Below are 13,352 nucleotides of genomic sequence, written 5' to 3'. Positions count from 1 at the left end.
ATTGATTAAAAGTCAACTGCTCTACCAACTGAGCTAATGACCCGCTCATGCGCTTATTCATTTTGAATAAACTTACGTAAATCCGCCGATTAAAACTACTCATAGAATGGTGGGTTATGATGGATTTGAACCATCGACCAATTGATTAAAAGTCAACTGCTCTACCAACTGAGCTAATAACCCGCTCTATGCACTTATTCAATTATGAATGAAGCTTACGTAAATCCGCCGATTGATGCCAAACACTATTCACAAGGAATAAAGAATGGTGGGTTATGATGGATTTGAACCATCGACCAATTGATTAAAAGTCAACTGCTCTACCAACTGAGCTAATAACCCGCTCTATTGTTGCGTTTAAATGCAACTTACTACTTTACGTAAATCCGTCGATTGGAACCAATCACTATTCAAAGGAATAAAGAATGGTGGGTTATGATGGATTTGAACCATCGACCAATTGATTAAAAGTCAACTGCTCTACCAACTGAGCTAATAACCCGTTCCAGTTGCTAACTTATTTCTAAGTTAAAGCCTGCGTAAATCCGCCGATTGATACCACTCTCTATTCACAAGGAATAAAGAATGGTGGGTCATGATGGATTTGAACCATCGACCAATTGATTAAAAGTCAACTGCTCTACCAACTGAGCTAATGACCCGCTCTGACGTTGCGTTTTATAACAACTTAGTATTCTACGTAAATCCGCCGATAAAAGACCATTCAAAGAATGGTGGGTTATGATGGATTTGAACCATCGACCAATTGATTAAAAGTCAACTGCTCTACCAACTGAGCTAATAACCCGCTCTTTTTGTCGCATTTCGAGTGGGGTAACCATTCGTTTGCTGCGGGCGCTTATAATACTTATTTATAAAATGAGTGCAACCGAAATTGTCTCTTTTTTTAAGTTTTTATGTCTAGATGCACAAAATTAAACCGTTTGTGCTCAAACTACATGCAAATCCAAGATTCTTCGAGAGTTTCCATGTAGTTTGCTCGCCCTAACTAGAAATTTAATCGCTAGTGAACTTTAGTTTCCTAAACGATCAGTTGCTAGTTTTGCAGCGGTTGTACTTGGGTATTGATTGATAAGATCGCTCAATATTTTTTGCGCTTGCGCCGCTGAACCTTGATCTTGTAAAAGTGTGCCTAACTTTAGCATCGCATCTGGGCGTTTATTAGAATTTGGAAATTCGTTCACAACGACTTTAAAGTGCTCTACTGCTTTTACACCATCATTTTTAATAGTAAGCAACTGCCCTAACCAATAATGCGCATTAGACGCATAGACAGAGTTTGGGTAGGTAGTTAAAAACGTTTGAAATTCAGGAATCGCTTGGTCATAGCGTTTATCTTTCATTATTAACGCAACAGCGCGCTCATAGGCTTCATTTTCAGATAAGTCACTGCTATAGGTCTGTGCATTGCTTTGTTGCGTGTAATCAGTTGCGGGAGCTGCTGCTGGCTGTGTATAAGCTTGGCTAACGCGGTTTTCGATTTCTTGGTACAACTCACGCTGGCGCTGCAGTACTTTTTCAAGCTTGTAGCTTTGCTCTTCAGTTACACCGCGAATTTGGCTTACTTCGTCTTGTAACAAATTAAGCTGTTGCTGTAACTCTACTTGTAAAAAGTTACGCTGTTGCATCATATTCTCAAGCGACGCTAATCGCTTCTCAATACTTGATTGTGAACTTGCAGCTTCTGAAACAGGAGCGGGAGCAGCCATTAACTGGGTGCTCCCGCTCAATATCATGGCTGCCAAAATAATTTTCGGCTTCATAATATCTCTTATCTTAGTAAACTAGTACCGCACGGCGGTTTTTAGCGAAAGCTGATTCAGTGCGAGACTTAACCATTGGCTTCTCTTCACCGTAGCTTACCACTGACATTTGGCTAGCTGAAACACCTAAGCTTAATAAGTATTTTTCAACTGCTTGGCCACGGTGCTCACCTAGTGCAATATTGTACTCTGGCGTACCGCGCTCATCTGCGTGGCCTTCAATTAGTACTTTAACTGATGGGTTTTGAACTAAAAACTCAGCATGTGCACGAAGTAAATCTGCGTACTTGCTTTCAACTGTTGCAGTATCAAAATCAAAGTAGATAACTTGCTCTTGACGAAGTGCTTCGTACTTTTGACGAAGTTGCTCTTCTGCTTGTTGCTCAGGAGAAATTGTAGCTACTTCAACCGTATCAGTATTCATTGATTGCTCAACAACACCTTGGTTTGATTGGTTTGCAGCACCTTCATCAATATCTGAAGATGAGCTACAAGCTGCTAATGTCATTACTGGCACAGCAATTAGCAGGCCTTTAAGTATTTTGTTAAGTTGCATTGAGTAGATTCCTATTTTGAGTAAACCAGTAATATTACTGTAAGTATGGCGACCAAGCTGGTGCCTTTACTTGTCCGTCTAGCACAGGTAACCGTGCTTTAAAGCGGCCGTCCATCGATACTAGCGCAAGTACCTGTTTATTATTATGAAGCGTGCTATATATAATCATCGAACCATTTGGCGCTATGCTCGGTGATTCATCTAGGCGTGTTCTCGTTAGTACTTGGAACGCACCTGTAGCCAGCTCTTTCTTAGCAAGATGGTACTGCCCGTTGGTACGGTTAACCATCACTAATTCTTTTCCATCTGGTGAGATAGAACCCGCAAGGTTCATATCGCCATCAAAGGTAAGTCGTTGTGACCTACCTGTTTTTAAATTTAACTTATAAATCTGAGCATTACCACCCCTTTCAGATGTAAACACAATATCTTGGCTATTTGGGTACCAAGATGGTTCAGTATCTATGCTACGGTGATTTGTTAAGCGTGTTTCTTTACGGGTAGCCAAGTCAAGCATGTAAACTTCTGTTGCGCCTGTTTTATCTTTTGAAAGCACTAACAGTAATTTTTTACCATCTGGCGAAAACTGAGGCGCACCATTAATACCACGGTAGCTTGCTACAATTTCGCGTTTACCTGTGTATATGTCTTGAATGTAAATTTGGCTTTGACGGTTTTCAAACGTTACATACGCTAGCTTAGTACCATCTGGTGACCATGCTGGCGACATTAACGGCTCTTTTGAGCGAAGTAATACTTGCTCGTTAAAACCATCGTAATCGGCAACCACTAACTGATAAGGTTTAGGGTCATTATCTCGTACTATTACATAAGCAATTTTAGTTAAAAACGCGCCTTTTTCACCCGTCAGTTTTTCGTAAATAACATCGCTGATCCGGTGCGAGTAACGACGAAAACCGCTTTCGCTAATAACACTTTCACGTGCTTCTAAAACATGAGCTTGGCTTTTAACTAGTTTACCATTACTCATCATTTGCGTGTTGCCACCGGTAATTTGGCCACGGATCACATCAATTAACTCATAACGTACTAAGTAACGGCCATCAGTCTGCTGCTCTACTTCACCAACAAGAATAGCTTCAACACCTTTATTAACCCAAGACGCGTAATCAATTTCGCTGTCTTTACTTGGCTGTTGCGGCATTTGTGCCACTTCTACAGGTTTAAATTTACCACTGCGCATTAAATCAGCAGCAATAACACCGCTTAATTTTTCAGGTATTGGACCAACACCTTGATATTTAAAAGGGACTATCGCAATAGGCCTTGCACCGTCTACGCCCTCTGTTATTACAATTTCAAGCGCTGCATTAGCAACACCTTGAAATCCAAACAGTAAAACTAAACAGGCTATTTTTATTTTGTTGAACATATCATTCCTTTAAAATTCTGGCTTGATTGTTAAGTTAATATTCTTAAGTTGTTCGAATACGTCTCTATCTTTAGATACCGGTAATGTGTCGGCCATGCGTACTGCTCTTAATGCAGCTTCACATACTAACTTATCGCCACCTAATGACTTAACTTGCGTTACTAAACCATTAAAACCTAAACGAATATTTACTCGGCACTGTTGGTTTTTCATTTTTTGATCAATCAGTAAGTTTTGCTGAATACGCGCCATAATTAACGCTCGGTACTTATCTACTTCGCTCACTACTTGTTGCTGACGTATTTTACTACGGGCAGCCTGCTCTTTGGCAAGTTGCTCTTGTAACATTTGCTCTTGCATCGCTTGCTGGCGCTTACGTTCTGCCTCTGCTGCACGCTCTTTTGCCTCGGTTTCACGTTTTTTACGTGCAGCCTCTGCTTTTTTAAGTGCGTCTTCTTCGGTTTTACGTTTATCAGCAGCTGCTTTTGCTGCAGTTTCAGCTTCTTGCTTTTGCTTTTCGGCTTGCTTGGCTTTAGCGCGCTCTTTTTTCTCAATTGCACGTGCTTTTTTAGCTTGTGCTTGCGCCTCGGCTGTTTCTTTTTCTTTAGCTTTACGCTCTTGCTCTAGCTTTTTAATATGCCTAGATTCAGATTCGCGTTGCTTACGTGCATTTGCCGCTCTGCGCTCTAAATCGCGAATACGTTTATCTTCTGCACTTTTTTTATCTTTTTCTTTCTTTTTAAGTTCAGCAATTTTTTGCTCAACTTGCTTTTGATCAACCGTAACAGCCGATACTGCTTTATCTGGCGTTGGAATAGCCGAATTAAGCGTTACTTCCATTACCTTAGGCGCTGGCGGATGAATGTTTGCAGACGCATACAAAAAGCCACCAATACCTAAATGAAGCACTATCGATTTTACTACTGAACTATTCATACAACTACTTCCCCTCAAAGGATTCAGTCATTAACCCTACTGACGGTACGCCTGCATTTTTCAAAAAATCCATTAGTAATAATACTTCTTGATACGACACCTTACCCGAGCCTTTAATCATAACTGGTACATCAGGATTTTTCATTAACTGTAATTTTATAACCGCAGCTACATCAAGTGCTTCCATAGGCTCTTCAGGATCAGTACCTACGCTTACATAATATTTACCCTCTGCATCAATTGAAGCAATAATGGGTGGAACATCTTTAGTATCAACTAAATCAGACTCTTCCATTTTAGGTAAATCAACTTTTACACCGTGTGTAATAAGCGGTGCTGTTGCCATAAATATAATAAGTAATACCAACATTACATCAATGTAAGGTACTACATTAATTTCTGCGACCGGACGGCGCTTTTTACGCTGATACATTCGCTTGTGCCTCTATTTGTGTAGCTGCTTGACGGTGTAAAATATTAGCAAACTCTTCCATAAAGTTAATATAATGAGACTCAAGCTTTTCAACACTATTTGAAAAGCGGTTATAAGCAATAACTGCAGGAATAGCCGCAAATAAACCCATAGCAGTCGCAATGAGAGCCTCTGCAATACCAGGTGCTACCATTTGTAATGTAGCTTGCTTAACTTCACCTAGTGCAATAAAGGCATTCATAATACCCCACACTGTACCAAACAAACCGATGTACGGACTTATAGAGCCTACCGTTGCTAAAAACGATAAGCTAGATTCAATTTTTTCAATTTCGCGAGAAAGCGCAACACGCATAGAGCGGTGCGTCCCTTCCATAACAATACTTGCACTCTGAAATGTATTCTTTTTATGACGAGCAAACTCTTTAAAGCCCGAAGTAAATAAGGCTTCAATACCTTGAGACTGACCGCTGCGTGACGATATTTCGTTATACAATTTGCTTAAATCAATACCCGACCAAAATTTTTGCTCAAATTTCTTAGCATTTGATAGTGCATCCGATATTGCTTTTTTACGTTGAAATATAATTGTCCACGACATTACAGACATGGCAACTAGCCCTAACATTACTAATTGAACAAGCAAACTTGCTTCTAAAATTAGATCTAAAAAATTAAGCCCTGATCCCACGTTAAACTCCTAAGTAAATTCAAAATACGGCAAATTGATTAATTTGTGTAAATATGACCGCTTACACGGTCAAAAGTTGCATCTAGTGTATCTAGTCCATTTCAAGCTGACAACGGTATTGCTATGAATAGGCAACAAAAAACGTTAAAAAACAGCTTTAGTTGGCATTTCCCTTTGCCTCAGTATTTTATTTAATCTTTTAACTAAGCTCGCTAATTATAAATATGCGTAAATATATAAGTAAAACGTCATAAAACGTGCCGTTTATTCAAAATAAGAGCATAAACACTCAAAACTTATAAGCTTTACCTTCACGTAATAGTAAAACTAATACCGAGCAGCAACATAAGATATAACTTAAACTATAAATTTCATTAGCTTATAAACTTAACGATTAATTAACGCACAAGATTTAAACAACAGTAAAATTCACTAAATTAGTTTTTCTAATCCGAAAATACAAATTTTCTAGTTTGAACAAATAAAGGTTCTTACGTATTATTACCCCATACCGAGCTAGCGCACTGAATGAGATAGTTTCATTAAGCCAAGTTCTTAGTAATAGGATATTTTATCGTATTACATTGTTTTACTCTTTATGGATAAAACCAAATTAAGTAAAACATAGTTCCCTAGATTACTTCCTTCAACTTGTTGTTTGCCCGCATTTTTTGCGGGCTTTTTTTTGCCTGCAATTTACTACGCTACACACTATATTTATAAACTAGTAATCGCTTTACTCAATCTACGATAAGTAATTCGCTTACTAGTTTGAATGGTACGCAGGATAGCTTCGCTAGTCTTAACGCCCTGTGAATTAACAGTTAACTATAAAGCGTATAAGTATTTTGAAATAACATTTGCAACAGTGTGCTGAGGTTTTGGGTAAAATACCAGCCGTATAAATATTTGAAAGAAAGGGATACTAAGTCAATTACCTGCTGCGCAATAAACCACAGCAAGTAATGTATATGATGAGGCTAGTCTTTTTTAGGAAGTAAACCAAAGTGATGATATGCGCTGTCTGACACTATTCGCCCACGTGGTGTGCGCTGAATAAACCCTTGCTGAATTAAAAATGGCTCTATTACGTCTTCTATTGTTTCACGCTCTTCACCAATAGCTGCTGCTACATTGTCGAGCCCTACGGGGCCACCCATAAATTTTTCAATTATGGCGAGTAAATATTTTCGGTCCATATAATCAAAACCGCTTTTATCTACGTCAATCATATCAAGGGCTTGCTTAGCTACTTCGGCATTTACTGTACCGTCATATTTTACCTGTGTGTAATCGCGTACGCGGCGCAATAAGCGGTTAGCTATTCGCGGTGTGCCGCGCGAGCGCTGTGCAATTTCGGTTGCGCCGTCGTCGCACATTTCTAAATCAAGATAATGTGCAGAGCGCCCTACTATGTGCGATAAATCTTCTACAGAATAAAACTCTAATCGCTGCACAATACCAAAACGGTCACGTAGTGGCGATGTAAGCGATCCTGCTCGGGTGGTTGCACCAATAAGCGTAAATGCAGGTAAATCTAATTTAATAGAACGCGCAGCTGGGCCTTCACCAATCATTATATCAAGCTGGTAGTCTTCCATCGCTGGGTAGAGTATTTCTTCAACTTGCGGGCTTAGTCTGTGTATTTCATCAATAAACAGTACGTCGCCTTCTTCTAAATTAGTAAGTAGTGCGGCTAAATCGCCCGCTTTTTCAAGTACTGGGCCTGATGTTGTTTTAATGCTTACGTGTAATTCGTTGGCCACAATGTTTGCAAGCGTGGTTTTACCAAGCCCTGGAGGGCCAAATATTAATAAATGATCGAGCGCTTCACCACGGGTTCGGGCAGCTTCAATAAAAATTTCCATTTGCTGCTTAACATGAGGCTGGCCTCTGTAATCGGCTAAAAGTTTAGGCCTTATTGCACGATCTATAGAGTCTTCATTTGTTTTTTCAGTCGCATCAATTAAGCGATCCGCTTCAATCATGGGTTACTCACAACATTGATTTTAAAGATTCTCTAATAAGAACCTCAGTAGACATATCGGGTTTGCTTATCGATTTTACTGCTTTTTGCGCTTGTGGCAATTTATAACCTAATGCAAGCAGTGCCGATACGGCATCATCGGCTGCGTTATTAGCTATTGTCGCATCGCTCATTGGCTCTATTACTGCGCTGTCGCTAAATGGCGTAAATAAATCATTACCCCAATCTTTTAATCTGTCTTTCATTTCGAGTACTAAACGCTCGGCTGTTTTTTTACCTACACCCGGTAATTTAACTAGCGATGTTGAGTCTTCGTTATTTACACAGCTTACAAATTGCTTTGCCGACATACCCGATAAAATAGCTAAGCCAAGTTTTGGACCAACGCCATTTGCTTTTAATAGCTCTCTAAATAAGGCACGCTCAACTTTATTATTAAAACCAAATAATAACTGAGCATCTTCGCGCACTACAAAGTGCGTATAAACAATCGCGTTTTCACCAATTTTTGGTAAATCGTAAAAACAGGTCATTGGCATTTGTACTTCGTAACCTACACCACTTACTTCGAGTAAGATTTCTGGTGGCTGTTTTTCGACTAAAATACCATTTAAGCGGCCTATCATAGTTATTTCCTTAAACGTCCTCTAACGGTTTTGCTTGCGCTACCCGCTAGTTTAATTAAATTTTGTTCTGAGTGGGCGTGGCAAATCGCAATAGCGAGTGCATCAGCTGCATCGGCCTGTGGCGTACCGGGTAGTTTTAAAATATTCTTTACCATGTGTTGCACTTGTGTTTTATCTGCACCACCGTTGCCTACTACTGCTTGCTTAATTTGCCTAGCTGAATATTCAAATACGGGCAGGTCGGCCATTGCAGCACCTACAATAGCAGCGCCTCTAGCTTGGCCAAGCTTTAAAGCTGAATCGGGGTTATGCGCCATAAATACTTTTTCAATGGCAAAGGTTTCTGGCGAAAACTGCTCAATAAGCTGTGTAATGCCTTGATAGATCATTTTAAGCCTAACCGGGAAAGGATGATCGGCTAACTTAATACAACCACTGCCTAAGTATGTAAATTTAGAGCCTTGGTGGGCAACAACGCCATATCCGGTCAAACGTGAACCAGGATCGATCCCTAAAATAATGGCCAAACAGCACTCCATTGTTATTATTTTTAAATTACGCTAATAATGCCAGAGCACTGTATAAATTACCAGTACAAAGAACAACAAAAATGCCCACGTGTTAGGTGGGCATTTGAAGGAGCATGTTAGTTTAAGCTTACCCTAGGGCACGCACTAATCCTTGGGTATTTTGTTTAAGTGTTCGGGCAATCATTAAATAGCCTAAACCAGCCACAAATACGCCGCCAGCTACCGGACCAATAATCCATATATGCGGATGTAACTTACCTGCTAAATCAAACATTTGTTGCTGCACAATTAAAAGCGCTATATCACTAAAAAATGCGGCAACTAAGCCAGCTAAACCGCCGAGTAATAAAAACTCGTACAAGGTCGCGTTTTTAATTAATCGGCTTTTAGCGCCAAGTGTTCGCAGTATGACAATTTCTTGCATACGCTCACCTAAACTAGCTTGCACTTGCGATATAAGTACAAGCGCGCCACACAGCACAACAATTGCAAGTACAAAGCCAATGGCGAGTGATACTTGCGAAATAGTTGTTTGTATTTGCTTAACAAAGTTATCAATATCAATCGCTGTAATAGTAGGGTAAGTATGCAATAACTGGCTAAAATCACGCTTTTGATCTGGGTTTATACGTACCGACGAAATATACGTTGCCGGAAAATCTGCAAGTACATCTGGGCTTAAAATAATAAAAAAGTTAGGTTTAAGCGTGGCCCAATTAACTTTGCGCACACTGGTGATTTTAGCGTCGAACGACTGCGAACCAATTAAAAATGTAAGCGTGTCGCCTATCTCAACATCTAAACGCTCAAGCATCGACTCCTCTACTGAGGCTTCAGCCATCGCATTTTCACCAAACCACGTGCCTTGTGTTACTTCATTTTGGTCAGGCACATCTTTAAGCCATGTAAGGTTTAGCTCGCGGCCAATACCTGCACGTGCTTCTTCGTCTTTTTTCTCGTTGTCTTGCAGCGATACAGAACGTGCTACCAACTCGCCGTTTACCGCATTTACGCGTCCACGAATAGTGGGATAAAACTCTGATACCTGAATATCTTTTTTTGCTAAATACTCATTAATTGGCTCAAGCTCATTTTGCGTAATATTAACTAAAAATGCATTAGGCGCATCGTTTGGTAGTTGCGACTGCCAATCAGATATCATGTCGTTTTTAAGTACCACTAAAAACAGCAGTAATTTAATCGCTAACGAAAAACTAATTAACTGTACCGCGTTCACATTTGCACGCTTTTGAATAGATGCAATTGCAAGCGACCAACTATTACCCGGTTTTAAGCCAAGCTTTCGGCCGCCACCAAATATTAATTTAGATACTAAAAACAACACACCAATTAGCGCAAGTGTTGAGGCAAACAAAATAAGCGTTATTTTTATGTTGTTACTAAATAACCACATTAATAAAAACACAGTTAGCGCACTCATACCTAAATGCACACGACTTACTGCTAACTTGTCGCCTAAGTTACGGCGCAGCACTCTAAGCGGTGGAATATCAAATAAATCAAATAACGGTTTAATAGAAAACATAACAGCACAAATTACGCCAGTGCTAATAGCCACCAGCCAAGGTTTAAAGCCACCCAAAGGTAGCTCTGTACCCATACTTTTTGATAAGTAACTTGTTGCTATTTCTTGCAAGCCATAACCAATTAATAGCCCAATACTTACCGCCATTGCACACACAAGCAATAAATGAAGCATGTATATTTTGCGGATCATTGAGCGACTACCGCCCAATGTTTTCATCATTGCTACTGGGTCGTATTGGCGTTCACAATAACGTTTTGCTGAAACGGCTATAGCCACTGCGGCTAAAATAATACCCAATAAGCCAGCGAGCAATAAAAAGCTCTCTGCGCGGTTTAAACTATTTGAAATAGGTGATTGACGGTCTTTAACGCCGTACCATTGTTGGTTTTCTTTCATTTGTGGTTTGAGCCACTCGTAAAAGCTATTTATGTCAGCCTCACTACCGGCATAAAGTTGGCGGTAATAAACACGACTACCCGGTTGCACAACTTCGGTTTTTGCCACATCGTCAATATTAATAAGCACACGACGGCTGCTTGAAAATACATTAAATGGCGCATCGGGCTCTTCTACAATAACTTTTGAAACATTAAATAATGCAGCGCCAAGTTCTACTTGCGCACCTATATCAATGTTTAAACTGTAAAATACTGACTCACTTAGCCACACATTACCAGGCGCTGGACCGCTATTAGCAACCTTAGTTTCACCTGTTAAGGTATCTTTAACTTTTAACTGCCCTTTTAACGGGTACGCATTAGATGCCGCTTTTACTGAGCTAAACTGCATTTCATCATCGGCAAACAACATAGTGTCGAAGTACACCATTTGCGCCGTTTTTAAATTTTGGCTCTGTGCTTTAGTAATAAAAGCAGTGTCGAGCACATGATCACTGGCTAGAACGCGATCTGCAGCAATAAAAGCACTGCTTTTTTGTGCAATACTTTGCCCTATTCGCTCAGTAACCATCGACAGTGTAAGTACGGTTAAAACAGCAAGTGCGATAGCCGCGCTTATAACGGTTAACTCACCACGGCGAAATTCTCGCGAAAATAACTTAAGCGCTAACTTAACCCACATCGGCAACGTCCTCTACTTCGCTTTTTACCAGTAAACCCGCTTCTATTTGAATAATATGCTCACATTTTTGTGCAAGCCCTTCATCGTGAGTAACTAAAATAAGCGTAGTGCCATGTTGAGTATTTAAATCAAATAATAAGGATTCAATCATTTTACCGTTTTTGCTGTCTAAGTTAGCCGAAGGCTCATCAGCAAACAGTATTTTAGGTGTACCAATAAAAGCACGCGCTATAGCAACACGTTGTTGCTCACCGCCAGATAGCTGCGACGGGTAATGATCAATTCGATGGCTCAAGCCTACTTTTTCAAGCAAGGCGATTGCTTGCTCTTTCGCATCACTTTCGCCAGCAAGCTCTGCTGGCAGCATAACGTTTTCAAGTGCAGTTAAGCTCTGTACTAACATAAACGATTGAAACACAAATCCAATTTTAGCCGCGCGCAGTGCAGCACGTTCTTCTTCATCTAAATTGTGTAATGGCTCGCCATCTAAAAATATTTCGCCGCTGCTTGCAGTGTCCAGCCCTGCTAATAAACTGAGTAACGTAGATTTACCAGAGCCCGACGTGCCAACAATAGCAACAGACTCGCCATGCTTGACATTAAAGCTGATGTCGCTGAGGATGGGCAGCTCACCTTCAAAGGTAGAGACTACTTTAGACAAACCATTAACTTGTATTATATTTAATTGAGAAAGCGCTGACATATGACTCATTCAATCCTACGTTTAGTATTCATTTTATTTTTAGTTATCAAACCGCTGAGTGCAGCAGCCAACAACACGATTTTAATACTCGGTGACAGTTTAAGTGCAGCCTACGGACTTCAACAAGAAGAAGGCTGGGTAAAATTGTTACAAGATAAATACGATGACGAACAAACCGACATAGAACTTATCAACGCCAGTATTAGTGGCGAAACATCTGGAGGCGCCCTACGTCGTTTAGATGCATTGCTTGAGCAATACGAACCCACTCATGTACTTATTGAGCTAGGTGCTAACGACGGTTTACGTGGTTTTCCAGTTAAAAAAATGCAAGCTAACTTAACGTCTCTTATTCAAAAAAGCCAAGCAGCTAATGCGATGACCGCCTTAATGGAGATTTACATTCCCCCTAATTACGGTCCGCGTTATAGCAAAATGTTTACAGACACTTTTACAGACGTTAGCGAAGAAACAAATGCGCATTTAATGAACTTTTTTATGCTAGATATTGCCAGCCAATCTGATCTAATGCAAAACGATAGTTTACACCCTAACAAAAAAGCCCAGCCATTAATACGAGATGAGATGTATGACTCGATCAAAAAGTGGTTAAATAAAGACTAGCCAATTAATACACCGCAAGAGAGCTATTTTATGCCTCTTGCGTAATAAACATCCAAACAAACAATCGCTTATTGATTTTTAAAAAAATACACGTACTATTGCATACAAAGTCGGTATGTGGCGCAGCTTGGTAGCGCACTGTCATGGGGTGGCAGGGGTCGAGAGTTCGAATCTCTCCATACCGACCAATTAACTCCTTTTTAAACAACAACCCTCGTTAATCAAAACCTAACCATCAGTAAACTTTACTTCCAGCAATTCGATAATACTGTATATCTACTTCATATTTTTTTATTATTAATCTTAATACCAACCTGTTTACACTGCACCACTGTGTCTTGTTTTAAAGACCTCTTACTCTCACCAAAAACGTTATCTATTTTAATAAAATAAAGTTAAGCGTATAATTTTCAATCAAATATTAATAATAGGTTTTTAATTAAACTGTACAATGATATCG

At 39.9% G+C, this 13,352-nt stretch carries 12 protein-coding genes and 6 tRNA genes; 2 read left to right on the top strand and 16 right to left on the bottom strand.

Features of this window, described 5'->3' with window-relative positions; translation table 11 throughout:
* Nucleotides 1-107: 107 nt before the first annotated feature.
* From GQR46_RS08075 to GQR46_RS08000, 16 genes are all read right to left on the bottom strand, one after another.
* A tRNA-Lys gene (locus GQR46_RS08075) sits at nucleotides 108-183 on the bottom strand.
* Nucleotides 184-266: 83 nt separating this feature from the next.
* Nucleotides 267-342: transfer RNA gene (locus GQR46_RS08070), tRNA-Lys, on the bottom strand.
* A gap of 84 nt (nucleotides 343-426) precedes the next feature.
* Nucleotides 427-502, bottom strand: a tRNA-Lys gene (locus GQR46_RS08065).
* Between the two features lie 84 nt (nucleotides 503-586).
* Nucleotides 587-662 (bottom strand) — tRNA-Lys (locus tag GQR46_RS08060).
* 70 nt (nucleotides 663-732) lie between these two features.
* Nucleotides 733-808: transfer RNA gene (locus GQR46_RS08055), tRNA-Lys, on the bottom strand.
* A 226-nt stretch (nucleotides 809-1,034) separates the two neighbouring features.
* Complete coding sequence (gene ybgF, locus GQR46_RS08050; protein WP_024590479.1) at nucleotides 1,035-1,784, bottom strand: tol-pal system protein YbgF; 750 nt, start codon at nucleotides 1,782-1,784, stop codon at nucleotides 1,035-1,037.
* Between the two features lie 13 nt (nucleotides 1,785-1,797).
* A complete protein-coding gene (pal, locus tag GQR46_RS08045; protein WP_149592635.1) occupies nucleotides 1,798-2,340 on the bottom strand; it encodes a peptidoglycan-associated lipoprotein Pal in 543 nt (180 codons plus the stop codon).
* A 34-nt stretch (nucleotides 2,341-2,374) separates the two neighbouring features.
* A complete protein-coding gene (gene tolB, locus GQR46_RS08040; protein WP_165740652.1) occupies nucleotides 2,375-3,733 on the bottom strand; it encodes a Tol-Pal system beta propeller repeat protein TolB in 1,359 nt (452 codons plus the stop codon).
* A 9-nt stretch (nucleotides 3,734-3,742) separates the two neighbouring features.
* Nucleotides 3,743-4,669, bottom strand: coding sequence for a cell envelope integrity protein TolA (tolA, locus tag GQR46_RS08035; RefSeq protein ID WP_165740651.1), 927 nt, complete (start codon nucleotides 4,667-4,669; stop codon nucleotides 3,743-3,745).
* Between the two features lie 4 nt (nucleotides 4,670-4,673).
* Nucleotides 4,674-5,102 carry a protein TolR gene (gene tolR / locus GQR46_RS08030; RefSeq protein ID WP_149592638.1) on the bottom strand — a complete coding sequence of 143 codons (429 nt, stop codon included), beginning with the start codon at nucleotides 5,100-5,102 and terminating at the stop codon, nucleotides 4,674-4,676.
* Nucleotides 5,089-5,793, bottom strand: a complete 705-nt coding sequence (gene tolQ / locus GQR46_RS08025) for a protein TolQ (protein ID WP_007580384.1) — start codon at nucleotides 5,791-5,793, stop codon at nucleotides 5,089-5,091. The genes tolR and tolQ overlap by 14 nt, the downstream gene beginning before the upstream one ends.
* 980 nt (nucleotides 5,794-6,773) lie before the next feature.
* Nucleotides 6,774-7,781 (bottom strand): Holliday junction branch migration DNA helicase RuvB, encoded by a 1,008-nt coding sequence (gene ruvB, locus GQR46_RS08020; RefSeq protein WP_165740650.1) that lies wholly within the window; start codon nucleotides 7,779-7,781, stop codon nucleotides 6,774-6,776.
* A gap of 7 nt (nucleotides 7,782-7,788) precedes the next feature.
* The gene (gene ruvA / locus GQR46_RS08015) at nucleotides 7,789-8,406 is read right to left on the bottom strand and encodes a Holliday junction branch migration protein RuvA (RefSeq protein ID WP_002960647.1); all 618 of its coding nucleotides are present in this window, start codon (nucleotides 8,404-8,406) and stop codon (nucleotides 7,789-7,791) included.
* Nucleotides 8,407-8,408: 2 nt separating this feature from the next.
* Entirely contained in the window at nucleotides 8,409-8,933 is a 525-nt protein-coding gene (ruvC, locus tag GQR46_RS08010; RefSeq protein ID WP_002960649.1) for a crossover junction endodeoxyribonuclease RuvC, read from the bottom strand.
* 130 nt (nucleotides 8,934-9,063) lie between these two features.
* Nucleotides 9,064-11,565: an FtsX-like permease family protein gene (locus GQR46_RS08005; RefSeq protein WP_165740649.1), complete on the bottom strand. Its 2,502-nt coding sequence runs from the start codon at nucleotides 11,563-11,565 to the stop codon at nucleotides 9,064-9,066.
* On the bottom strand, nucleotides 11,555-12,268 hold the full coding sequence (locus tag GQR46_RS08000; RefSeq protein WP_165728877.1) for an ABC transporter ATP-binding protein: 714 nt from the start codon (nucleotides 12,266-12,268) through the stop codon (nucleotides 11,555-11,557). Before GQR46_RS08000 ends, GQR46_RS08005 begins: the two co-directional genes overlap by 11 nt.
* On the opposite strand from GQR46_RS08000, the gene GQR46_RS07995 reads away from it, so the two are divergent.
* Both GQR46_RS07995 and GQR46_RS07990 read left to right on the top strand, forming a co-directional pair.
* Complete coding sequence (locus tag GQR46_RS07995; RefSeq protein ID WP_165728852.1) at nucleotides 12,269-12,892, top strand: arylesterase; 624 nt, start codon at nucleotides 12,269-12,271, stop codon at nucleotides 12,890-12,892.
* Between the two features lie 111 nt (nucleotides 12,893-13,003).
* Nucleotides 13,004-13,080, top strand: a tRNA-Pro gene (locus GQR46_RS07990).
* The last annotated feature ends 272 nt before the right edge of the window (nucleotides 13,081-13,352 follow it).

This window comes from Pseudoalteromonas sp. Z1A6 (assembly GCF_011378745.1).
GTDB lineage: Bacteria > Pseudomonadota > Gammaproteobacteria > Enterobacterales > Alteromonadaceae > Pseudoalteromonas > Pseudoalteromonas arctica.
Note: the sequence above shows the minus strand (reverse complement) of the source record. Positions and strands in the feature narration are given on the sequence as shown.

Coding starts and splice junctions, on each gene's coding strand:
- tolB (WP_165740652.1), bottom strand. CDS start 3,733: ATGTTCAACAAAATAAAAATAGCCTGTTTAGTTTTACTGTTTGGATTT.
- ruvA (WP_002960647.1), bottom strand. CDS start 8,406: ATGATAGGCCGCTTAAATGGTATTTTAGTCGAAAAACAGCCACCAGAA.
- GQR46_RS08000 (WP_165728877.1), bottom strand. CDS start 12,268: ATGTCAGCGCTTTCTCAATTAAATATAATACAAGTTAATGGTTTGTCT.
- GQR46_RS08005 (WP_165740649.1), bottom strand. CDS start 11,565: ATGTGGGTTAAGTTAGCGCTTAAGTTATTTTCGCGAGAATTTCGCCGT.
- ybgF (WP_024590479.1), bottom strand. CDS start 1,784: ATGAAGCCGAAAATTATTTTGGCAGCCATGATATTGAGCGGGAGCACC.
- ruvB (WP_165740650.1), bottom strand. CDS start 7,781: ATGATTGAAGCGGATCGCTTAATTGATGCGACTGAAAAAACAAATGAA.
- GQR46_RS07995 (WP_165728852.1), top strand. CDS start 12,269: ATGACTCATTCAATCCTACGTTTAGTATTCATTTTATTTTTAGTTATC.
- pal (WP_149592635.1), bottom strand. CDS start 2,340: ATGCAACTTAACAAAATACTTAAAGGCCTGCTAATTGCTGTGCCAGTA.
- tolR (WP_149592638.1), bottom strand. CDS start 5,102: ATGTATCAGCGTAAAAAGCGCCGTCCGGTCGCAGAAATTAATGTAGTA.
- tolA (WP_165740651.1), bottom strand. CDS start 4,669: ATGAATAGTTCAGTAGTAAAATCGATAGTGCTTCATTTAGGTATTGGT.